Origin of the sequence: Emcibacter sp. (genome assembly GCF_963675455.1) — a bacterium.
GTDB lineage: Bacteria > Pseudomonadota > Alphaproteobacteria > Sphingomonadales > Emcibacteraceae > Emcibacter.
Genome location: NZ_OY776217.1, coordinates 3,215,296 through 3,236,133, shown reverse-complemented (window position 1 = coordinate 3,236,133; position 20,838 = coordinate 3,215,296). Strand labels below are relative to the sequence as shown.

Genomic DNA, 20,838 nt, shown 5'->3' with positions numbered 1-20,838 from the left:
TGGAAAGAAAAAGTACAGGCTTATGATAAGGATTTTCAGGCACTATATTCCAAAACCGCTGCTGTTTCTGGGGATACTGGAGTGGTTGCTTCTTTTGGCTGCGATCTGGGCAGGAATGACAATACGATTTTCCCAGATTGGTATGCAGGATGTGGCATTTACCGACTATATTCCCGAGGTCAGCGCATTTGTCATAACGGTTTATGTGGTGATGCTGGCAACGGGCATGTATCAGCTGGAAGCCTGTCGGGATTTCAGGGTTTCCCTGCTCAGACTTGTGGTCAGCATGTTTATTGCCCTGTTGACCATATCTGTCATCCTTTATCTGTTCCCCGATATTGGCCTGTGGCGGAGTGTGGTTCTTTATGCACTGTCTTTTTCAGGTCTTGGCCTGATGGTCGTTCGTTTTATTTTCCTGCATGTGGTTGATCTTCGGCAGTTCAAGAAAAATGTCCTGGTCCTTGGTGCCGGTGAGCGCGCCAGCAGGGTGCGAAACAGCGGCAGCGGTCAGGGGTCCCATGTCCGGTTTTCGGGTTTCTTCAGCATGACAGATCAGGAACGGGATGTGGAAGGGGCCGTACCCTATGAGTCTGTCGGTTCCCTGAAGGACTTTGTTGAGAAAAATCATATCCAGGAGATTGTCGTCGCCATTCAGGAACGGCGGGGTATGTTACCGATGGACGATCTGCTGGACTGCAGAATGAACGGCTGTGCGGTTACGGATTCCACGTCCTTTATCGAGCAACAGTCCGGTACAGTTAATCTTGAGAGTGTCAATCCAAGCTGGATGATTTTCTCGGACGGTTTTGGCGGCGCTAAAAGTCTGGATCTGTTGATCAAGAGATTGTTTGATATTTCCGCCAGCCTGCTGCTGCTTACGCTGAGTTTGCCGGTCCTTATCATGACAGCCATTCTGGTCAAAACGACCAGCCACGGGCCGGTTTTCTATCGACAGGAGCGGGTCGGGCTTGGCGGCAAGACCTTTGAGGTGATGAAATTTCGCAGCATGGCCGTGAATGCGGAAGCGGATGGTGTTCCGCAGTGGGCGAAGAAAAACGACGCCCGGGTGACCACTATCGGCAAGATTATCCGGACCACCCGTATCGATGAAATACCGCAGATTTTCAATGTGCTCAAAGGTGATATGAGTTTTGTCGGCCCCCGCCCGGAACGTCCCTTCTTCGTGGAAAAGCTCGGGGAGACAATCCCCTATTACCACGAACGGCATCGGGTTAAACCGGGAATAACCGGCTGGGCGCAGCTGAACTATCCCTATGGCGCGTCGGAGGAAGATTCCCGCAAGAAACTGGAATATGACCTCTATTATATAAAAAATTATTCCGTTTTTCTTGATTTCCTTATTCTGATTCAGACCGTACGTGTTGTATTGTGGCCGGACGGGGTAAGGTGATATAGAAATGGAAGGCGTCCTTGGTGACATAGGGTTTTATACTTATGCCTTGGCAACAGGTGCATTTCTGTTGCTTGCGGCAGTGCTGCTGACGACAAGTCGCAGCAAACTCTCTTCCACGCAGAAGTGGCTTGTCCTGGTTCTTTTGATCAATGTTGTCTGGGCATTTGTTCATACACTGGCGTATCTGCCGGGTAACAATGCAGGCCTGTTTCTGACGCTGGTTGAATTCCTGCGCAACAGTTCCTGGATATTTCTTCTTGTCCATCTGATGTTTAATATCTGGTGTGCCCAGGGCAACGAGCAACTGGCCCGGAAAATCGGCCGCTTCTACGGCATCGGCTTTGGACTGCTGTTAACGCTTGAACTGTTGATCGTGGGCGGGAATGCCGGATGGAGCGCCTTTGTCATTCCGCCGAAAGTAAGCCTCTATGAAAATCTGTTTATCTCAATCCTGGTTCTGTTGCTGGTAGAAAATGTCTATCGCAGTACGGCAGAGGAAAACCGCTGGGGTATCCGTTATTTGTGTCTGGCTCTGGGAACCTTGTATATCTTTGATTTTCTGCTGTATGCGGACAATATCCTTTTCACCTCTATCGGCCCGAAACTTTATGATGCCCGTGGACTGATAAACTTTCTTGTCGTCCCCCTGATAGGCATTTCCGCCTCGCGCAATCCTGACTGGTCGCTCAAGGTGCAGATTTCCCGCAAGGCAGCCTTTCACACCATTACCCTGATCGGCAGCGGCGCCTATCTGATCGGCATGTCCGCTGCAGGTTATTACCTGCAGAATCATGGTGGTAAATGGGGCAATCTGCTGCAGGCGACCTTTATCGTTGTGGCCTCCCTGGCGCTGGTGGCGGCCCTGTCATCCGGCCGTTTCAGATCCCAGGTCAAGGTTCTGCTCAGCAAGCATTTGTTCCGCTATAAATATGACTATCGTGATGAATGGTTGCGGTTTATCGGCACGATTTCCGATACAAAACATCATTACGGCCTGCGCGAACGGACAATTCAGGCGGTGGCAGACATCATGGACAGTCCTGGCGGCGGTCTGTGGTTGCGGGAAAAACCGGATGCCTATGTCATGGCGGCAAAGTGGAATTACCATCCTAAAATGGAAGGTGAACTGGATACCCATGATGAATTTATCCGTTTTATCGAACAGCAGGAATGGGTGGTGAATCTGGATGAGGTGGAGGACGGCAATATCAAAGGCGCGAACTGCCCGATCCCCAACTGGCTTCTGGAATCACCGGAACTGTGGTTGGTAGTGCCTCTTCTGCACCACGACCGTACTGTCGGGTTTATCATCCTGATGCGCCCAAGGGGAAGCAAGGACCTGAACTGGGAAAGCCTCGACCTGCTGAAAATAGTTGGTCGCCAGGTGGGCAGTTATCTGGCCGAGCAGATTGCTGAACAGGCGCTTGCCGAAGCACGGGAATTCGAAGCCTTTAATCGTAAATTTGCTTTTGTCGTCCATGATATCAAAAACCTGGCCAGTCAGTTGTCGCTGATTGTCCGGAACGCCGAGAAGCATGCGAATAATCCGGAATTTCAACAGGACATGCTGTTGACTGTGCGGGATTCGGCTGAAAAAATGAACAACCTTTTGTCCAGGATAAATGTGGTTCAGGAACCTTCCCGGGAAAAGGACGGGGGCACAAGTGATCTTGTGGTGTTTCTGGAAACCGTCACGGTCGGTTATGCCAAGAGAGGCACTGAAATTGACTTCCGGAAGGATGCGGATTGCCTGATGGTGAACGCCGACCTGGAAAGTCTGGACACAGTCTTCATGCATCTGGTCCAGAATGCAATTGATGCCTGTGATCCCGGAGACCTTAACATCCGCATCAAGTTGTCTTCCGAGGACGACTATGCCATTGTCAAACTGTCTGACAATGGGTGCGGGATGAGTGAGCAGTTTATCCGCGATGAACTGTTCAGGCCTTTCCGGTCCACAAAGGAAAAAGGATATGGCATCGGCGCTTATGAAAGTCGCGAAATTATAAAACGTATGGGGGGGCGCCTGAGCGTGAAAAGCGCGACTGATGAAGGCACCACCATGACCGTTTATCTGAAACTGGCCAGCCAGAATGAAGATTTACTCGATGAAGCAGTTAGTTAAAGGCAAAGCTATATGTCAGATACGATAAAAAGAAAATTACTGGTTGTCGAAGACGACCCTGGCTTGCAAAGGCAGTATAAATGGAATTTTGAAGACTATGACGTCGAGATTGCCGGCAACCGCAAGGAAGCTCTTGATATTGTCGACAGGGATAAGCCGGCTGTTGTCACGCTTGACCTGGGATTGCCGCCGGACGAAGACGGCACCTCGGAAGGTCTGGCCTGTCTCGAACAGATACTGGCAAAAGCACCGCATACCAAGGTGATCATTGCATCGGGTCACGGCGCGCGGGAAAGCGCCTTGCAGAGTGTTTCCCTGGGGGCCTATGATTTTTATCAGAAACCTGTTGATCCGGATCAGCTCGGGCTTATCGTTCAGCGTGCTTTCCGTCTGTATGACCTGGAAGAGGAAAATCGCAAGCTGGCGGCCGGCCAGCAGCCTTCCCGCCTGAACAATGTTATTACTGCCAGCGACAGCATGAACAAGGTATGTAATATTGTGGAACGCGTGGCACCGACAAATGTGACCGTTATGCTTCTGGGGGCAAGCGGAACCGGTAAGGAACTTCTGGCCCGTGCACTCCACGATCTCAGTGATCGCAAGGACAAGGCATTTGTGGCCATCAACTGTGCTGCGATCCCGGAAAACCTGCTTGAAAGCGAACTTTTCGGTTATGAAAAGGGTGCTTTTACCGGCGCTGTCAAACAAACGATCGGCAAGATAGAAGTGGCCCACGGCGGGACATTGTTCCTGGATGAAATCGGCGATTTGCCGTTTCCGCTTCAGGTCAAACTCCTCAGGTTCCTGCAGGAAAGGGTGATCGAGAGGATCGGCGGGCGCAAGGAAATCCCGGTGGATGTACGCGTTGTCTGCGCCACCCATCAGGATCTGGAAAGCCATATTACCGAAAACCTGTTCAGGGAAGACCTGTTTTACCGGCTTAGCGAGATTGTTATCAATATTCCGTGCTTGGCGGAGCGCGACGGGGATGCTGCCCTTCTGGCCCATAATTTCCTGAACAAGTTCAACAAGGAACTCAAGCGGTCGATCAAGGGCTATACAAAGGAAGCTATTTCCGTCATTTCCAGCTATCACTGGCCGGGAAATGTCAGGGAACTCGAAAACCGCATAAAACGTGCAGTGATCATGAGTGAAGGCAGTAAAATCGATGCAGCTGACCTGGAACTTGCCGTTGACGAGATGGAAGAGGAACTGCTGAATCTTAAGCAGATTCGCGAAATGGCCGATATGAAAGCCATTCGGAAAGCGCTGGCAAATGCCAATGGCAATGTAAGCCATGCTGCCAAATTGCTGGGTGTAAGCAGACCGACATTTTATGGACTTATAAAACAGTACAATATCAATCTGTAAGAGAGGAACGCCGGACCGGCGACCTGAGTTTACAATCAAATTGATCCAAGGGGATACTATAATGAAAAGCTTTTTGATACCTAGCCTGGCGTTGACCATGGGAATTGCCGCGCCGGCGATGGCGGCACTGGATAACAGCGAAAGCGCCGAATATGTCCAGGAAGCCGGGGAATATCTGAAAAAAGGTAATCTGGAAGCTGCAATCATCCAGTATAAAAACGCTGCCCGGGTAGATCCGAAAAACCCGGATATCCGGGTCCAACTGGGCAAATCCTATGTAAAAAAAGGAGACGGTCTTTCCGCTGAGAAGGAACTTCTCCGGGCGATTGAACTTGGAATACCGGCTGACGAGGTATCCCTTGACCTCAGCCAGGCCTATCTGATCCTGAGGAAGTTTGACGAGGTCCTGGCGACAGTGAACCTCGAGAATGTCGCCGATGATGACAAGGCGCAGGCTTACCTTATTCTGGGAATGGCTCATCAGGGTCTCCGGGACCAGGACAAGGCACTTGAGTATCTGCAGAAAGGTGCGGAACTGAAAAAAGATGATGATCACATCATTGTTGGGATCGCACAGATATACAGCTTCAAGGAAGAATTTGAAAAATCCGAAGAGGCCGTGGACAGGGCGCTGGCGCTTAATCCCAAAAATTCCGGTGCATTGATTCTCAAGGGGGAGCTTGTTCACCGTCGTGCGGGAGCCGAGCAGTCACTGGATTATTTTTCCAATGCACTACAATATGCGCCCAAAAATATCGATGCGATGATTAAAAAGGCAGGGGTTCTGTTTGACTTGAAGCGGGATGATGAAGCACTTGAAGTTCTTGAAGGAGTCTTCAAGCTTATTCCACGCCATCCGATGGCAAACTATCTTGCTGCTGTTGTCTATGCCCGTCAAAATGAAAGTGAAAAGGCGACTGAATATCTGGACCGGGGCGGCGTTCCCCTTGACAGGTTTGAGCCTGCCCTAATGTTGCGTGGCGTAATTAATTATGCCCAGAATAATTATGCCCAGGCCATCTATTATCTGAACCGGCTGGTGGACCTTAACCCGGATCATGTTGTCGGACGTCGGTTGCTCGGGGCTTCTTTGATCCGCCAGGGAGACCCGGAACAGGCTATTGAAGTCCTTACGCCGCTGGTGGAGTCAGGAAAAGCCGGTTCCGTGATTTACGCCTTGCTGGGAAGTGCCCATTTGAAACTGGGTGATTATGAAAAAGGCACGGCCTTTTTTGAGAAGGCAGTGGAATCCCGTCCGGATGAAAGCCGTCTGAAAACCCAGTTGGCGCTGAGCAAGCTTGCCGCCGGTGATTCACATTCTGCAGAAGAACAATTGACAGAAATTCTGGAAAATGACCCGGATGCCTCCCAGGCTGCTGTGTTCCTGACATTGATTTCCCTGCGGCAGGGTGAATATGGCAAGGGCCTGATTGATGCCGAGCGTACAATCAAGCAAATGCCGGATAATCCAGTCGGCTATAACCTGAAGGGAACGGCTCTCGTCGGCCTTAACCGGATTGAAGAGGCGCGTGAATTTTTCAAGAAGGCGCTGGAGATCCAGCCCGGCTACAATACGGCAAAAATCAACCTTGCCAAACTCCATGTTAACGATGGTGATACGGACAAGGCCGTGGAAATCTACGAGGATATTCTGGAGGAAGATAAAGGCTATCTGGCGGCGTGGCTGGGATTAAGCGACATCGCTGCCCGGAATAAGGATACCAAAAGCCAGGAAAAATATCTGCTTGAAGCGGTATCGGCCGCGCCGGAAAATATTTCCGTGCGTATCCAGTTGTCCGAGCTGTATCTCAGGGAACGCCGCCTGGACAAAGCCAAGGCGGTAGCCAGCCAGATGATCCAGGACTTCCCGGAAAACGGGGCAGGTTATGAAGCCGCGGGCAAACTTGATCGTCTCATGGGCAATCGCAATTCAGCGGTGGCTAATTTCCAGAAGCTTCTGAGCATTATTGGCAAGAACGAGGGCGGTTATCTTCTGCTGGCCCGCGCCCAGATGGAAAATGAAGATTTTTCAGGCGCCCGTAACACCTATAAGGAAGCGCTCGAATTTGCTCAAAACAAGAAAGCCGTTCTGACCGAACTGGTCCGTCTTGAAATGAACGAGGAGAATTTTTCATCGGCCCATGACCATGCTTCTGCGATCCGGGAGATGGATGCAAATGATCCGACCGCCAGCGTTCTGGACGGGCGGGTTTACCTTGCGGAAGGAAAACCTCGGGAGGCCCTGGAATCCTATCTTGAGGCGAAGGAAAAAGGGGCAGAGGGCAGCGGTATCATTGTCAGCATCGCCCAGGCCTACAAGGAGATGGGGGACAATGACAGTTCCCATGCCACAATGGTCGACTATCTTGCTAAACATCCAGATGACCTGGTGGTACGCCGGAACCTGGCCAACAGCTACCTGATGATGTCTGCCCATGATGAAGCAACCGAACAGTATGAAATCTTGCTCACCCAGAAAGATGAGAATGTCGTCAATCTGAACAACCTGGCCTGGCTTTATTCCCAGACGGGGGACCTGGAACGGGCCAGTGAACTGGGAAAACGGGCTTATGAAGGGGCGCCGGAAAATGCGTCTATCATAGACACCTATGCCTGGATACTGGTCTCTGCCGGGAAAAGTGAAGAAGGCCTGGAGCTGCTGCGGAAAGCCATCAGCAAAACGCCCAACAATATGGAAATCCGGTACCATCTGGCAGTTGCCTTGCACAAAGTCGGCCGCAGTGGCGCCGCCCGTCAGGAGCTTGAACAGGTCGTGACATCTGGTGTTTCCTTCACCGGGCTGGAGGAGGCCAAGGCGCTTCTGCAGCAACTGCGGAAGTGAGGCGGTACGGGGGCGCTGCGGCGTAGCGGTCCCCGGTCGGTTAACAGGTTTTAACAGTCAAGTATGAGAAACTGAGTGAACATATTATTTGTCAGTCACCGTTTTCCCTTTCCGCCCACACGCGGGGATAAGATCCGGTCCTTTAATATGGTCAGGCACCTGCACGAGAGCGGGCACCGGGTCACAGTGGCCTCGATCGTCAGATCGGACGAGGAGGAACAGGAAATTCAGGGCATAAAGGATCATTGCCATGAATTTCTGTACAGCCGGACCAATGAAACCTGGCAGAAACTGCGTATGGTTGGTTGTCTTCTGACACGCACACCGTCCTCCATGGGCTACTTTTATTCACGGGACCTGCAGGCCAGGATTAATCGCAAGCTTGCCGAAGAAAAGTTTGATCTGATCGTGGTTTTCAGTTCCTCTGCTGCACAGTACGTGGAGCATGTTGATGATATCCCGAAAATTCTCGATTATTGCGATATGGACAGCCAGAAATGGCTGGCCTATGCAGGCTTTAAAAAATGGCCTTTCAGTTGGGGTTACTGGCTGGAAGGGACAAAACTGGAAGCCGAGGAAAAAAGGCTGGCCCGCAAATTTGATGTGGGCGTCTGCGCCACCGATTTTGAAGTGGAAACCCTGGATCATTTCAACACCGGCATTGAAAGCGCCTTCTTTCCCAACGGGGTGGACAGCGAATTTTTCAAGCCGACAGACGGAAGCTTTAAGAAACATAATATCGGCTTTGTCGGACGTATGGATTATTATCCCAATGAAGCCTGCGTGATTTCTTTCTGTCAGAAGGTTCTGCCGATCCTGAGGGACAAATATCCGGATATTACGTTCACTGTTGTAGGCGCCGAGCCGCCGGCGTCAGTACTTGCCATGGGCGATTTGCCTGGTGTGACGGTGACCGGGACAGTGGATGATGTGCGGACCTATGTACGCGGCAGCGAGGTTGTGGTGGCCCCGCTGGAAATCGCGCGCGGTACCCAGAACAAGATTCTCGAGGGCATGGCTCTCGGGGTGCCGGTAATCAGCAGCAGGCTTGCCGCCCGCGGGGTGGATGCGGTGGTCGGAGAACATATTCTGGCGGCGTCGACACCGGAGGAATATGCGGAATGTGTCTCCCGCATTTTTGACAGTGCCGATGAAAGAGAGAAATTTTCGAAAGCGGGGCGGGAGAGGGTGCTCAGCCATCACAACTGGACCCGGGCCATGAGCCTGTTTGATGAAATTATTGATGGATGCATGAAACGGCATTCTGCCGACAGGGCAGATCAGGGAAAGAACTAGAATGCGTATTTTACACGTACTTGATCATTCAATACCGCTGCACAGCGGCTACACCTTCCGCAGCTACCAGTTGATCAAGGGACAGCAGGCGCTGGGTCATGAGACCCTGCATGTGACCGGTATAAAGCAGGGCGACTGCGAAAATGAATTCGAGCAGGTGGAAGACCTCGGTTTTTACCGCACTACCAAATACAACAAACTCCTGAGCCGGCTGCCGATCCTCAATCAGTATGAAGTGGTCCGCAGTTTGAAGGCGCGTATGTTTGAGATTCTTAAGGATAACCCGGTCGATATTATCCATGCTCACTCCCCGGCGCTAAATGGCCTTGCTGCGGTGGATGTGGGGGAAAAGCTCGGCATTCCAGTGCTTTATGAAATTCGCGCCTTCTGGGAAGATGCCGCCGTCAGTCACGGCACCTGCAGGGAAGGTGACCTGCGCTATACCCTGACTAAAAAGCTGGAAAGCCATGTGGTGCACCGGGCCGATGCAGTCACCACTATCTGTAACGGATTGAAGAAGGACCTGATTTCCCGCGGTGTGGCTGAAGACAAGATTACCATCATTCCCAATGCTGTGGACATCAGCAAATTCTCCGGCCCCAGTGACCCGGATCCTGCATTGCAGGAGAAGCTGGGACTGAAAGACAAGATTATCCTCGGTTTTATCGGGTCCTTTTATGATTATGAGGGGCTTGATATTCTGGTGGAAAGCTTCCCGCAGATCCTCAAGGAAAAACCGGAAGCAAGGCTTCTGCTTGTCGGGGGCGGGCAGGAGGATGCCAATCTGAAGCAGCAGGTGGCGCGTCTGGGACTTGAAGAAAGTGTGATCTTCACTGGCCGGGTGCCCCATAACCAGGTGCAGGATTATTATAATCTGGTGGATATTTTCATCTATCCGCGCAAGAAAATGCGCCTGACCGATCTGGTGACTCCGCTCAAACCGCTGGAGGCCATGGCCCAGCATAAACTCGTGGCCGCATCTGATATTGGCGGTCACAACGAATTGATCCGCGACGGGGAGACGGGTACCCTGTTCCGGCCGGACGATCCTGATGACCTGGCCCGCACCATTCTGGATATGCTGGAGAACCGGGACAAATGGCCGGACATGATTGCCGCCGGACGGCGGTATGTGGAGGAAGAGCGCAACTGGAAAAATTCCGTTGCCAACTACCCTGCGGTTTTCGAACGTCTGGCCAAGCTCAAAAAGAAATAGACTTGTTTAGTCCGAAATACCCCATACTTTGGCATATTCACGATACATGACCGCCTTGTCATAGGTATTTTTGACATGTTCCTTGTTGATGCCGCCGATCTGCTTCACCAGATCCGGGTTTCGCACCAGCGCCTCCATGGCGAGGGCAAAGCCGGCTTCATCCCCGGCCCGGGCGATAAAATCCCTGTTTTCCGGGGATACCATGGGCAGCACATCACCGACAGCCAGCCCGACGATTGGCAGGGAGGCCGCCATGGCCTGATTGACCGAATTTGGCATCTGTTCGGTGTCTGAAGAAATGGCATAAAGATCGAGCCAGCCAAGGGCCAGAGCCGGTTCCTCAATGTGGCCAACCAGCAGGATTTTTCCCGTCATATCCAGGTCGGAAATCATTTTCTCCAGACCTGGACGTTCGTTGCCTTCGCCCATGATCACAAGGCGCAGCGGGATTCCAGGATTTCCGGTTGCAACCTGATGAAACGCCCGGATCAACCGGGGCAGGTTTTTTTCCGGCCGCAGGGGAGTCATGGTTCCAATGACAATTTCGCCAGCCTGTTTTTCGAATCCGGGCAGAATACCGGGGCGGGGGGCTGCGCCATATTTTTCACAGTCGACACCATTGGGGATATGGAGGATTTTCCGCTCCGGCAGCTTCCAGCTTGTTTTGCAGATGTCGACAAGGGTATAGGAGGGTACAACAATAGCCTCGATATTCCGAAGCGCCAGCCGGCGATATAAATCCCTTTTAAACAGGGTTTTTTCCGCTTCTTCGGGGCCAAATCCGCTTTCCAGATGTATGTGCCGGCAGACCGGGGAGAAACTGTTGGCAAGGGCCCAGTCCATGGATCCCCAGTTATAGGTCAACAGCAGGTCCGGTTTGATCTCTTTCAGTGCCGTGCGATAGGTACAGATCTTTTCCCGCAGCCCATTTGCCGGGGGTACGGAAGGGACGGAAAAATCGATTTCCGGCGCCAGACGTGACCGGCAGTCATATTCGCCGTTGGTGGCGATCAGGCTGTGTCGTACCCTGTTTCCGAAATGATTGATCAGATAGGAAATACGTATCGGAACGCCCCCGTGCGCAAAGCTGGGAATGACGTGGAAAAGATGTGGTATCCTGTTGTCTGTTTGTGCCTTGGGCATGTGCTTTTCTATAAAAAATACAATTTGAATTAATAATTTAAGTTTCTGCCAAAATAGGGTAAAAATACTGACTTGTTAATGATTATAATAACCTGCGTCCAAAATGCACAGGAAAGTTCCGGGTGTTTGAGCCTTAAGGGTGATCCGGGCCGCAAGAGGGGATTGGTTCATCGTGCCTAGAATATTGTTTTTTTTGCTAACACTCCTGGTTTCGGCTGTTGTGGCCTATTTTGCGACGACAATTGTCACAAGCCTGACGATAATATTGTCAACCGAGAGACTGCCGCGTGATTTTCTCCGTCTGCTGATGAGCAGTGAACTGGTGACCATCGCCAGTTATATTTGCGTATTTTTCATGTCTATGGTGATCTTTGCCCATCTGCTGCCGTCCTTTCATATCTGGTTTCATCTGACACGGGCGAAAAAGCGCCTGGGCCAATTGCCGCTGGCCTGCGACAGGATTAGACAGACTACCGTCAAAAAATTCCTGACCGCGCTGGAAGGGCTTGATTTCGTCCATGAGTTTGCTGTGATCTACAGTGAACATCTTGATCAACTGCCGGAGAGAGAGGTTCCTGAGGAACTGCTGAAAAAGGCAAAGATTAACCGGGCGATTACCAAGAGGGGGCAGGATGAAAAAGTAACCATCGCACCGGTGCTTGCGTCCGTCGGAGCAGCATCTGTATTCAGCCCGGAGCAGCTTGTCGATCAGCGGCTCTTTCTCTGGTTTGTGGAGGCTCTTCCCAAAGTCCTGTTGACAGTGGGGGGGCTCCTCCTGTTGGTTAATATTCTGAATCTGCCCGTTTTCGACCCGGCCCTGAATGTAAATATGACAACACTCGGTGATTTCATCAGTCAGTTGCAGCCGGGATTGACAGCACTTGTCATTTCAATATTTACGGCCCTGCTTATTTACACGCTTGTCACTTTCAGCACTGGTGTTTTGCGCCAGAATGCCCGGGAACTGCCATCACTGATTGATCATCTTTTCCATCACAACGGATGGCATACGGTCCTGAAGGAGATGGCAGAGATGATGCGGGAAAACAGCCTTTCCAAGGATGTGGAAAAGGCAATCCAGCGCCCGCTGGCTGCCATTGGCAAGGCAACCAAGGCGCTTTCAGATGATCAGGGGAGCAAGCTGGAAGAGTTTCTTTCCACTGCAATCGCTGCCTTTGAAAAGGAAATGGAAAAAAATGCCGGAAAACAATTGTCGGCCCTGACCACTTCCCTGGAAAAGGCACAGAAGACTGCAGAGAAAATGGAAATGAGTTTTTCCGCCACAGCAACCGGTTTCGCGGGTCAGCTCGAGCAGATGAGAGAGGCTGTTGCCAAAGAGGAAAAACAGTCTGAACAGCATATTGTCGCGCAGACTGAAAAAATGCTGGAAACCCTGAAGGCTGAAATCGGTCAGAATTACGAGAAGTATGGAGAATTCATCGGCGAGCATATGTCCCGGATCGAAGAAACTCAGGACGTGCTGAACAATGCCCTGGCCAATAAGGATTCACTTGTTCAGGGATTGAAAAAAACAAGCCAGGATCTTGGCACGATTTCCGAGGCGTCGGGCAAACTGGTGGATCGTTTTGCCAAATTGTCCAAGGAGCTGGACAGTCTGATCCGGGAGGCGAAAAACAGTCCCCCGGGAAGTGTCAGCAGTGCACAGAAAAACGAACTTCTCGAGGCGCTGGAGAAACTGAAAAAACAACGCCTGACGCAGATAGAAGAACTGCCGGAACTTTAGGGGGCTTATTCTTTGCCGGTCGGGTATTCCACGATGAAGAAGTCATATTCCTTTTCAGGGCCGGAGGCCTGCCACATGGCGGGCATTTCCTTACCCAGCGGAATATAGGAGACACCCATGTGGGATTTCATATTCAGACCTGGGGTGAATTTATCACTCATAAAGCCACAGCGAATGTCGTCGCGTCGGGCCCAATTATAGTGCCAGGCACTGAATTCACCCTTTTCCAGCGATGAATTATCTGCCCAGTTCAGTCTTCTTTCGTCGCAATAATATTGCAGTCCGATCCAGGTCGCTGCAGAAATGTTGAAATGTGTCTGGATGAAGTTATGTGTTTCAAGATCCTTGACCAGAGCAAGACGACCAGACGTATCCTTAAAATTCAGACTCTGCGCTTCCAGAAAGGCCTGGCGCCATTTACGCCCCTTCTTCTGCCATCTCAGCTCAAAATAGCTTTTGGTATGAGGGTCGTAGAAAGGGCCCTTGGCAGAACCCGTGATCATATAGTCTTCCTTATAAGACTTGTGTTTCTTTTCAATTCCAACCTGGGCACTGGCCATCATCGGCAGTGTCAGTGTCAGGACACACATCATTACGAACTGAATTCTTTTGGTCATTTTCCAACCTTTTCACGCTTTTAACGTTTCTATCTTAGTAAGGAACAAGAATATGGTCAAAATATGTAACATCTGAATATGAAGAAAGCATAAAAAAGGTTTCGAAAATAGTGCGTTAGTGACGAATAAATTTTGACCGAAAGCCTATTGCTCAATGCCGGGAAGTGAATAGAGGGCAAACACATCAGCAGGTTGGTGACCTTTATCCCGCAGATGTTTAAGGGTGACACTCTGGTCCCGTTTTGAAAAACGCTTGCCGCTTTGGTCAACAACCAGCGGATGATGAAAATATTCCGGTACCGGCAGGTTAAGGAGGTGTTGCAGCAGGCGGTGCAGATGGGTGGCATAAAAAAGGTCTTCGCCGCGAATGACATGACTGATTTTCTGGTCAGCATCGTCCAGAACGACAGACAGGTGGTAGCTGGCGGGTGTTTCCTTGCGGGCAAGAACAACATCTCCCAGGATTTCCGGCGTCGCCGTCTGTGTGCCCTTCTTGCGGTCATGCCAGGTCAGGGGGCCGTGCAAGCCAGTCAGGGCGCTGGCCATGTCCAGTCGCAGGGCAAAAGACTCGCCATCGGCGATTTTCCTGGCCCGTTCCGAGCCGGAAAGTGCCCTGCAGGTGCCCGGGTAGAGATGTCCCTCTGGCCCGTGCGGCGCATGGGCGCTCCTGCTGATTTCCTCTTTTATTTCTTTCCTGCTGCAGAAACAGGGATAGAGCAGGTTCTTTTCCTCAAGCCGGGCAAGGGCTTCTCTATAGTCATCAAAATGGTCGGATTGTCGGCGAACCTCGCCGTCCCAGGTCAGGCCCAGCCACTGCAGATCGTCAATGATCTGATCGATATATTCAGCCTTGCATCTGGTCTGGTCGATATCTTCCATGCGGAGCAGGAAGCTGCCGCCCTGTTGCCGTGCAAAATCATGGGCAAGCTTTGCCGAATAGGCATGTCCCAGGTGCAAAAGCCCGGTTGGGCTTGGTGCGAACCGGGTGACTATTTCTGTGTTCTTCTGGTTGGAAGATTGATCCATGAATAAATTTGATTATATGTAGAGTTGAATTTAGCAAATCATAGGTACTGGAGCTTCCATGTCAACGCTTACAACATTATCAGGTCCCCGGGTCGAACCGCCAGTTGGCGAAAAAATTGAAAAAATGCTCATTTTGTCGCATGGCTATGGCTCTAACGGCTATGACCTGATCGGTCTGGTCCCTCATTTTCAGAGAGTAATGCCAAACACGGTATTTATCTCTCCCAATGCACCAGAGGCCTGTCCCGGTGCGCCTATGGGTTACCAGTGGTTTGGCTTGACCAGCCTGAGCCGCGAGGAAAGGCTGCGGGGAACTCTTGAAGCGGCCCCTGTCCTGGATAGCTTTATTGATCAGGAACTTGACCGTTATGGTCTGGAAGACAAGGACCTTGTCCTCAGTGGTTTTTCCCAGGGCACCATGATGTCTCTGCATGTGGGGCTGAGACGGAAAAATCCATTGGCCGGTATTCTCGGTTTTTCCGGCGCCATGACGTTGCCGGACAACTGGCAGCAGGACATCGCCAGCAAACCGCCGGTCATGCTGATTCACGGGGATAGTGACGATGTTCTGCCAATCCAGATGATGTATGACGCGAAAGAGGCGCTGCAGTCCGTCGATATCGATGTGACCACCCATATCTCTCGGGGGATTACTCACAGTATCGGGCCCGATGGTTTGCAAAAAGCCCTCGAGTTTCTACAGAAGGTTTCTGCCTGATAGCTGGGACGTCAAACTTCCCTTGGGTCCTGACTGAAAAAGCGGTATAATGTTAACCATAGTCACATGGCTGTCACAGAAGGGCAGTTATTATGTCACGGCGGAAACATTGACCGCATAACAGGAGCTAGGCTCAAAAAGGAGATTGACTGTGCCCGTAACAGGCCATGGCCCGTCACCCATCAAGCCGGAACATTGTCCGGCCCTTGTTCTTAATGCTGATTTCCAGCCGTTAAGTTATTTTCCCCTTTCTATCTGGCCGTGGCAGACGGCCATCAAGGCCGTGTTCCTGGACCGCGTCCAGGTGGTGGAGGAATATGACCGGGTGATTCACAGCCCGTCCTGTGAAATCAGGATGCCCAGCGTCATCAGCCTGAAGGAATACGTGAATCCGGGCCAGCATCCGGCCTTTACCCGGTTCAACGTGTTTTTGCGGGACAGGTTTACCTGCCAGTATTGCGGCCGCAAGGCCTGCAACGGCAAGGAACTGACATTTGATCATGTGATACCGCGCCGTGCGGGGGGGAAAACGACCTGGGACAATATCACGACGTCTTGTCCGGGCTGTAACATGCGAAAGGGCGGACGAACGCCACAAGAGGCCCGTATGAGGCTGTTGACCAAACCCATGAGGCCAACGGTCCATAAACTGCAGAATCACGGACGTTCCTTCCCGCCAAATTATCTCCATGAGAGTTGGCGGGATTTCTTATACTGGGATACCGAACTGGAAAGCTGATCCGACCTAGATGCGCTCTGCTATTTTGATGGCGGTGCGGCAGCCAAGTTTGATCATGCCGGATAACAGAGTGTAGCCGGGGGTTTCCCGGGCGCCGTTTTCGACGGCAAGGTCATGGTGCTCCGCTTCTTCCTGACGGAATTTTTCAAGCTCTTCAGCCAGATCTTTTTCTTCATCGCCCAGTTGTTCAATCTGGGCCGAATAATGCTGGTCGATGACTTCTTCCACCGCTTCGGTGCAGGCCATGGCGGCCTTTTCACCAAGCAGGGCGGTCCCGGCACCGAGAGCGAAACCGGCTATATGCCATAGCGGGGTGATGGCGGTCGGGCGGACGTTTCGTTCGTTCAGGAGATTGTTGAACCTGTCAAGATGCACATCTTCCTGTTCTTTCATATGGCGGATCATGGCGCTTTTTGGGTGTTTGTCGCCAAGTACGGCAAGCTGGCCCTGATAGATGCGCACGGCACCATATTCACCGGCGTGGTCAACCCGCAGGAACCGGGCCAGAAGCTGTTCCCGGTTCAGGTCGCCGGGCAGGCGACAGTCGGCAGTGGTTTTGGTCTTGCGTTTTTCAGGCATGTTCTTTCCCATTATCTTTCCGGGTCAGCGCAAACAATATTAACAGGCCCATACCAAGAGTTAAAAGGAAATTATAGCCGGCCATGGAAATGCCGAACAGCTCCCAGACCACTTCATCACAGCTGACGATAGGGGCGTTCTGCAGGGCCTGCATGAACTGGTCCGGGTCAAAGGAGCCGCCGATACTCTGTGCGGTACAATCTGTCGGGCCCTGCCACCATTTATATTCCACGCCGGCATGATAGGCACCGATGCCTGCAGTCGTAAACAGGGCGGGCACCAGAAGGAAGTCGAGAATCCTGGCCGGTATGGTGGTCATTTGGTGCAGAATAATCAGGAACAGGGCAAGGGCGATGATACCCATATGGGCGTAGCGCTGGGTCCAGCACAGATCACAGGGGGGGTATCCGCCGAACACTTCGAAGCTCCAGGCGCCGGCCAGCATGGCGGCGGAAAACAATATAGCTGTCCTGGAAGGACAGGTGCGGATGGTCATGATAATGGCGCAGCCGGTGCGGGTCAGTATTGACATATTATATCCCTCTTGCTCTTTAGACGTCAGAATATAAGCCGCGACAGAAAGTGCAACTGAATATTCCGTGATTAGGGGGGCACCTAGAGATATTTAAGGGCCATAAAACCGCCAAACAGAATGATAAAAAACAGGGTTGTCAGCAGGCCGAGGCGCTTTTCGATAAAAGCCTTGATCGGTTCGCCGTATTTCCGCAGCAGTGCCGCTACCAGGAAGAATCTTACCGCCCGGGAAATTACACTCGCCAGAATAAAGGTCGGCAGGCTCAGTTGTGTCACGCCGCTGGCGATGGTAATCACCTTGTAGGGAAAGGGTGTCAGGCCGAAAAAGGCCACGATCCAGGCGCCCCATTCATTATACTTGGCGGTGAAGGCTGAGAATTTCTCCTCATAGCCGTAAAACTCAAGAAGCGGTTGTCCGACCACATCGAACAGCGCGTAGCCGATGTAATAGCCGAACAGGCCGCCGAGAACGGAGCTTAAGGTGCAGACGAAGGCGATTTTCCAGGCCCTGGTCGGGGCCGCCAGCACCATGGGGATCAAAAGAATATCCGGAGGGATGGGAAAGAAGGAACTCTCGATGAAGGAAATGATGGCCAGCGTGGTCAGTGCATGCGGCCGATCAGCCAATTGGAGGGTTTTATTGTAGAGTTTATTAAACATCCGCGACCTGCCTGATTTTTTTGTCGGCATATTGATACCCCATTGGGGCTAAACAATCAGTATTTTTTTATCCTCAAATGTATTTCCATGTTGACCCGGCTCTGGCCTTGAGTATTATTCAGCCCACGCTGCACATTTTCGCATTAGTCGAAGGCCCCTGTGGTGGAATTGGTAGACACGCTGGATTCAAAATCCAGTGGCTTCACGGCCGTGTCGGTTCGAGTCCGACTGGGGGCACCATTATAGATTTCCCAAAATTTCCCAAACCTTACTAATCTGCAGAAAGGTAATGTATTCTCGATCGTTCTTGTTCTGCTGTTGTCCCCGCAGCCATTTCCTTTTCGGGACAGCGAGCAGCAAATGCTTATGAAACCGGCAGGGATTTAACCCTTGGCGGGCATCTGGTCAGTTATCTGGTTGAAACGGCTTCATGTTCGGCGCAATGTCAGGTCCATGGTTTCTGTCTGCAGCTGCGGCCGGGCCGCGCCACTCCAAATAGGTGTCAAATTCTTCTGATGCTTAGGCGGTTGGCGTTTCTTGTTGCGCTAACTGCAAAATATTGATCGCACCTCATCAGCATTTGCCGCTGTCCTGTTCGAAAGGGGCAGGCTGTCAACAAGTTGACGGATGAGGGCGGCATTGTTGGGGGCAGGGGAACCGTCTTCAAGTTCAAGGTTATTTTCAAATCCGATCCGTGTGTGGCCGCCGCGGCAGGCAGCTTCCAGCATGGCTTGGGCTTCTGTCCGGCCAAAACAACAACAGGTCCAGGGGACGGACGCCTCTTCCACAACATTCAGGAATGATAGAATCTGTTGTACATCCCCGGTCAGGTCTGCGCTGTAACGTCCGAGAACAAACAGGGCAGAGGGATGTTCCTGGCCGAACAGGCCTTTCCGGCGTAGCCGTTCAAAGCGGGCTGCCTCTTCCGGGGAATAGAGAATATACTGGGGCCAGATTTGTTCCCGGACGCACCAGTCGAAAAAATCGCCGGCCTCCTGTTCCTCCGCGTCAGTGGGGCATAGCTCCCGCAGCGCCAGGGAAACAGCCTCCGGTCGAAGGTCGCGGACCATGGCCATCTGCTGGTCCCTGTTGTATATGCCGACGGCTTCCGTGGTCGCCTGTAACACAAGTCCGTCACCAACCCGGTCCCGGATGGCGCCGATCGCCGCACGGTAACGGTCCGCATCAAGGCTGTGCGACCCGTCATCATTGCGCACGTGAAGGTGCAGGACGGACGCTCCGGCCGCCATGACCTGTTCGGCGCATTCGGCCAGCTCGCCCGGTGTCATGGGAAGGGCTGGATGATCCGCATGGGTCCGGCGCGCGCCGTTGGGCGCCGCCATAATCATGATTTTATCCCGGGCAAAGGCCCTGAAGTCACTTGTCATTGTTTCAGATATACTTTTGACTGCGGATGACATCATCCAGTTTATCGATCAGTTCCTCCACATGCCGGTCTTCATAGATGAAGGGGGGCGCCAGCAGGATATGCGCGCCTTTCCAGCCGTCGGCGGTGCCGCCGCCGGGATAGCAGATCAAACCCCTGTCCATGGCCGTATTTTTCAGTTTTTCCGGCAGTTTCAGGGACGGCGCCGGTGGTTCTTTCGTCTCCGGATCCTGTACCAGTTCAATACCGATAAACATACCCCGGCCGCGCACATCACCCACATGGGGGAAATCTGCGAAACGTTCGCGCAGGCCGGCCCGGATTTTTTCCCCGGTCGCTGTCGCCCGGTCAAGCAGACCCTGTGTCTCGATCACTTCCATCACGGCGACACCGGCAGCACAGGCTGTCGGGTGTCCCACATAGGTATGGCCATGGGCGAAAGAGCCCGTATTCTCAACAATGGCGTCATGGATAAAGGCCCGGCAGATGGTCGCGCCAAGGGGCTGGTATCCCGCGCCAAGGCCCTTGGCAATGGAAATAATATCCGGCTGAATGCCTTCCTGCTCAAAGGCGAAATAGCTGCCGGTTCGTCCGCAGCCGCTCATCACCTCGTCGAGGATCAGCAGAATATTATATTTGTCACATATTTCCCGGATCCGGCGGAAATAACCCTCCGCCGCGGGCACCACGCCCAATGTCGCGCCGACAACAGGTTCGGCGATAAAGGCCGCGACCTTCTCCGGGCCTGTTTCCAGGATGGCTGTCTCCAGGACGTTCGCGCATCTTTGCCCGTAAGCCTGTTCCGTTTCATCGGCTCCCTGATGACGATAAGCGTAACAGGGATCAATCCGCGGCCAGTCATGCAGCATCGGGCCGTAGGTGATACGGCGTCCGGGGTTGCCGCTGAGCGACAGGGCGCCAAGTGTGTTGCCGTGATAGCTCTGCTCCCGGCTGATGACGACACTGCGTTCGGTCTGGCCAAGGGCAAACCAGTATTGCCGGGCCAGCTTGACGGCTGTTTCATTGGCCTCGGACCCGCCGGACAGGAAGTATACCCGGGCGTCTTTCTCGCCGAACCGGGCCGCGAGTTTTGCCGCGAGCTGCTCCTGGGGTTCGTTGGTGAAAAAGGCTGTATGGGCAAATGCCACCTTGCCGACCTGCTCTCGGACGGCCTCTATAACCTCGGCATTACCATGTCCCAGACAGGAAACGGCAGCCCCGCCGCTGCCATCAAGATAGGCCTTGCCCGCGGTATCATAAAGATAGACTCCTTGACCGCGTGCTACGCAGGGATAGGTGTGTTTCGGGGACCTGTAAAAGACCTGACCCATAAAATAATCTCCAACAATCAACTTCGGCACATTTTTCAGGTATTTTTTTGTATTAGTCAAATTCAAAATATTGCGTAATGCATAGTCTCAAGTTAT

The 20,838-nt window shown here is 52.3% G+C and carries 17 protein-coding genes and 1 tRNA gene; 10 read left to right on the top strand and 8 right to left on the bottom strand.

Features of this window, described 5'->3' with window-relative positions:
- The first annotated feature begins 22 nt into the window (after window positions 1-22).
- The 6 genes from ACORNT_RS15070 to ACORNT_RS15045 all read left to right on the top strand — a co-directional run bounded on the left by ACORNT_RS15070 (window position 23) and on the right by ACORNT_RS15045 (window position 10,264).
- Window positions 23-1,411, top strand: coding sequence for a TIGR03013 family XrtA/PEP-CTERM system glycosyltransferase (locus tag ACORNT_RS15070; protein ID WP_321392627.1), 1,389 nt, complete (start codon window positions 23-25; stop codon window positions 1,409-1,411).
- A gap of 7 nt (window positions 1,412-1,418) precedes the next feature.
- A complete protein-coding gene (gene prsK, locus ACORNT_RS15065) occupies window positions 1,419-3,539 on the top strand; it encodes an XrtA/PEP-CTERM system histidine kinase PrsK (RefSeq protein WP_321392624.1) in 2,121 nt (706 codons plus the stop codon).
- Between the two features lie 12 nt (window positions 3,540-3,551).
- The gene (gene prsR / locus ACORNT_RS15060) at window positions 3,552-4,910 is read left to right on the top strand and encodes a PEP-CTERM-box response regulator transcription factor (protein WP_321392622.1); all 1,359 of its coding nucleotides are present in this window, start codon (window positions 3,552-3,554) and stop codon (window positions 4,908-4,910) included.
- Window positions 4,911-4,971: 61 nt separating this feature from the next.
- Entirely contained in the window at window positions 4,972-7,752 is a 2,781-nt protein-coding gene (gene prsT, locus ACORNT_RS15055; protein WP_321392619.1) for an XrtA/PEP-CTERM system TPR-repeat protein PrsT, read from the top strand.
- Between the two features lie 75 nt (window positions 7,753-7,827).
- Window positions 7,828-9,048 carry a TIGR03087 family PEP-CTERM/XrtA system glycosyltransferase gene (locus ACORNT_RS15050; protein ID WP_321392617.1) on the top strand — a complete coding sequence of 407 codons (1,221 nt, stop codon included), beginning with the start codon at window positions 7,828-7,830 and terminating at the stop codon, window positions 9,046-9,048.
- Between the two features lies 1 nt (window position 9,049).
- Window positions 9,050-10,264 carry a TIGR04063 family PEP-CTERM/XrtA system glycosyltransferase gene (locus tag ACORNT_RS15045; protein ID WP_321392614.1) on the top strand — a complete coding sequence of 405 codons (1,215 nt, stop codon included), beginning with the start codon at window positions 9,050-9,052 and terminating at the stop codon, window positions 10,262-10,264.
- Between the two features lie 6 nt (window positions 10,265-10,270).
- Here the strand turns inward: ACORNT_RS15045 and ACORNT_RS15040 are convergent, their stop codons facing one another.
- Entirely contained in the window at window positions 10,271-11,407 is a 1,137-nt protein-coding gene (locus ACORNT_RS15040) for a glycosyltransferase family 4 protein (RefSeq protein WP_321392612.1), read from the bottom strand.
- 220 nt (window positions 11,408-11,627) lie between these two features.
- On the opposite strand from ACORNT_RS15040, the gene ACORNT_RS15035 reads away from it, so the two are divergent.
- Window positions 11,628-13,151: a hypothetical protein gene (locus tag ACORNT_RS15035; protein WP_321392609.1), complete on the top strand. Its 1,524-nt coding sequence runs from the start codon at window positions 11,628-11,630 to the stop codon at window positions 13,149-13,151.
- 5 nt (window positions 13,152-13,156) lie between these two features.
- On the opposite strand, the gene ACORNT_RS15030 is transcribed toward ACORNT_RS15035, so the two are convergent.
- Both ACORNT_RS15030 and gluQRS read right to left on the bottom strand, forming a co-directional pair.
- Window positions 13,157-13,768, bottom strand: a complete 612-nt coding sequence (locus ACORNT_RS15030) for a lectin-like protein (protein ID WP_321392606.1) — start codon at window positions 13,766-13,768, stop codon at window positions 13,157-13,159.
- Between the two features lie 144 nt (window positions 13,769-13,912).
- Window positions 13,913-14,794: a tRNA glutamyl-Q(34) synthetase GluQRS gene (gluQRS, locus tag ACORNT_RS15025; protein ID WP_321392603.1), complete on the bottom strand. Its 882-nt coding sequence runs from the start codon at window positions 14,792-14,794 to the stop codon at window positions 13,913-13,915.
- A gap of 58 nt (window positions 14,795-14,852) precedes the next feature.
- Here gluQRS and ACORNT_RS15020 point away from each other — a divergent pair, with 58 nt between their 5' ends.
- Both ACORNT_RS15020 and ACORNT_RS15015 read left to right on the top strand, forming a co-directional pair.
- Window positions 14,853-15,512 carry an alpha/beta hydrolase gene (locus ACORNT_RS15020; RefSeq protein ID WP_321392601.1) on the top strand — a complete coding sequence of 220 codons (660 nt, stop codon included), beginning with the start codon at window positions 14,853-14,855 and terminating at the stop codon, window positions 15,510-15,512.
- 151 nt (window positions 15,513-15,663) lie between these two features.
- Window positions 15,664-16,251, top strand: a complete 588-nt coding sequence (locus ACORNT_RS15015; RefSeq protein ID WP_321392598.1) for an HNH endonuclease — start codon at window positions 15,664-15,666, stop codon at window positions 16,249-16,251.
- 6 nt (window positions 16,252-16,257) lie between these two features.
- Here ACORNT_RS15015 and ACORNT_RS15010 read toward each other — a convergent pair whose 3' ends face one another.
- From ACORNT_RS15010 to ACORNT_RS15000, 3 genes are all read right to left on the bottom strand, one after another.
- A complete protein-coding gene (locus ACORNT_RS15010) occupies window positions 16,258-16,842 on the bottom strand; it encodes a demethoxyubiquinone hydroxylase family protein (RefSeq protein WP_321392595.1) in 585 nt (194 codons plus the stop codon).
- A complete protein-coding gene (locus ACORNT_RS15005) occupies window positions 16,823-17,362 on the bottom strand; it encodes a disulfide bond formation protein B (RefSeq protein WP_321392592.1) in 540 nt (179 codons plus the stop codon). Before ACORNT_RS15005 ends, ACORNT_RS15010 begins: the two co-directional genes overlap by 20 nt.
- An 83-nt stretch (window positions 17,363-17,445) precedes the next feature.
- Window positions 17,446-18,024 carry a YqaA family protein gene (locus ACORNT_RS15000; RefSeq protein ID WP_321392589.1) on the bottom strand — a complete coding sequence of 193 codons (579 nt, stop codon included), beginning with the start codon at window positions 18,022-18,024 and terminating at the stop codon, window positions 17,446-17,448.
- A gap of 153 nt (window positions 18,025-18,177) precedes the next feature.
- On the opposite strand from ACORNT_RS15000, the gene ACORNT_RS14995 reads away from it, so the two are divergent.
- Window positions 18,178-18,264 (top strand) — tRNA-Leu (locus tag ACORNT_RS14995).
- A gap of 305 nt (window positions 18,265-18,569) precedes the next feature.
- On the opposite strand, the gene ACORNT_RS14990 is transcribed toward ACORNT_RS14995, so the two are convergent.
- Window positions 18,570-19,412 carry a 3-keto-5-aminohexanoate cleavage protein gene (locus tag ACORNT_RS14990; protein WP_321392587.1) on the bottom strand — a complete coding sequence of 281 codons (843 nt, stop codon included), beginning with the start codon at window positions 19,410-19,412 and terminating at the stop codon, window positions 18,570-18,572.
- Window positions 19,413-19,416: 4 nt separating this feature from the next.
- Window positions 19,417-20,742, bottom strand: a complete 1,326-nt coding sequence (locus ACORNT_RS14985; protein WP_321392584.1) for an aspartate aminotransferase family protein — start codon at window positions 20,740-20,742, stop codon at window positions 19,417-19,419.
- Window positions 20,743-20,838 lie beyond the last annotated feature (96 nt).

Coding starts and splice junctions, on each gene's coding strand:
- ACORNT_RS15070 (WP_321392627.1), top strand. CDS start 23: ATGATAAGGATTTTCAGGCACTATATTCCAAAACCGCTGCTGTTTCTG.
- prsK (WP_321392624.1), top strand. CDS start 1,419: ATGGAAGGCGTCCTTGGTGACATAGGGTTTTATACTTATGCCTTGGCA.
- prsR (WP_321392622.1), top strand. CDS start 3,552: ATGTCAGATACGATAAAAAGAAAATTACTGGTTGTCGAAGACGACCCT.
- prsT (WP_321392619.1), top strand. CDS start 4,972: ATGAAAAGCTTTTTGATACCTAGCCTGGCGTTGACCATGGGAATTGCC.
- ACORNT_RS15045 (WP_321392614.1), top strand. CDS start 9,050: ATGCGTATTTTACACGTACTTGATCATTCAATACCGCTGCACAGCGGC.
- ACORNT_RS15040 (WP_321392612.1), bottom strand. CDS start 11,407: ATGCCCAAGGCACAAACAGACAACAGGATACCACATCTTTTCCACGTC.
- ACORNT_RS15030 (WP_321392606.1), bottom strand. CDS start 13,768: ATGACCAAAAGAATTCAGTTCGTAATGATGTGTGTCCTGACACTGACA.
- gluQRS (WP_321392603.1), bottom strand. CDS start 14,794: ATGGATCAATCTTCCAACCAGAAGAACACAGAAATAGTCACCCGGTTC.
- ACORNT_RS15020 (WP_321392601.1), top strand. CDS start 14,853: ATGTCAACGCTTACAACATTATCAGGTCCCCGGGTCGAACCGCCAGTT.
- ACORNT_RS15010 (WP_321392595.1), bottom strand. CDS start 16,842: ATGGGAAAGAACATGCCTGAAAAACGCAAGACCAAAACCACTGCCGAC.
- ACORNT_RS15005 (WP_321392592.1), bottom strand. CDS start 17,362: ATGTCAATACTGACCCGCACCGGCTGCGCCATTATCATGACCATCCGC.
- ACORNT_RS15000 (WP_321392589.1), bottom strand. CDS start 18,024: ATGTTTAATAAACTCTACAATAAAACCCTCCAATTGGCTGATCGGCCG.
- ACORNT_RS14990 (WP_321392587.1), bottom strand. CDS start 19,412: ATGACAAGTGACTTCAGGGCCTTTGCCCGGGATAAAATCATGATTATG.
- ACORNT_RS14985 (WP_321392584.1), bottom strand. CDS start 20,742: ATGGGTCAGGTCTTTTACAGGTCCCCGAAACACACCTATCCCTGCGTA.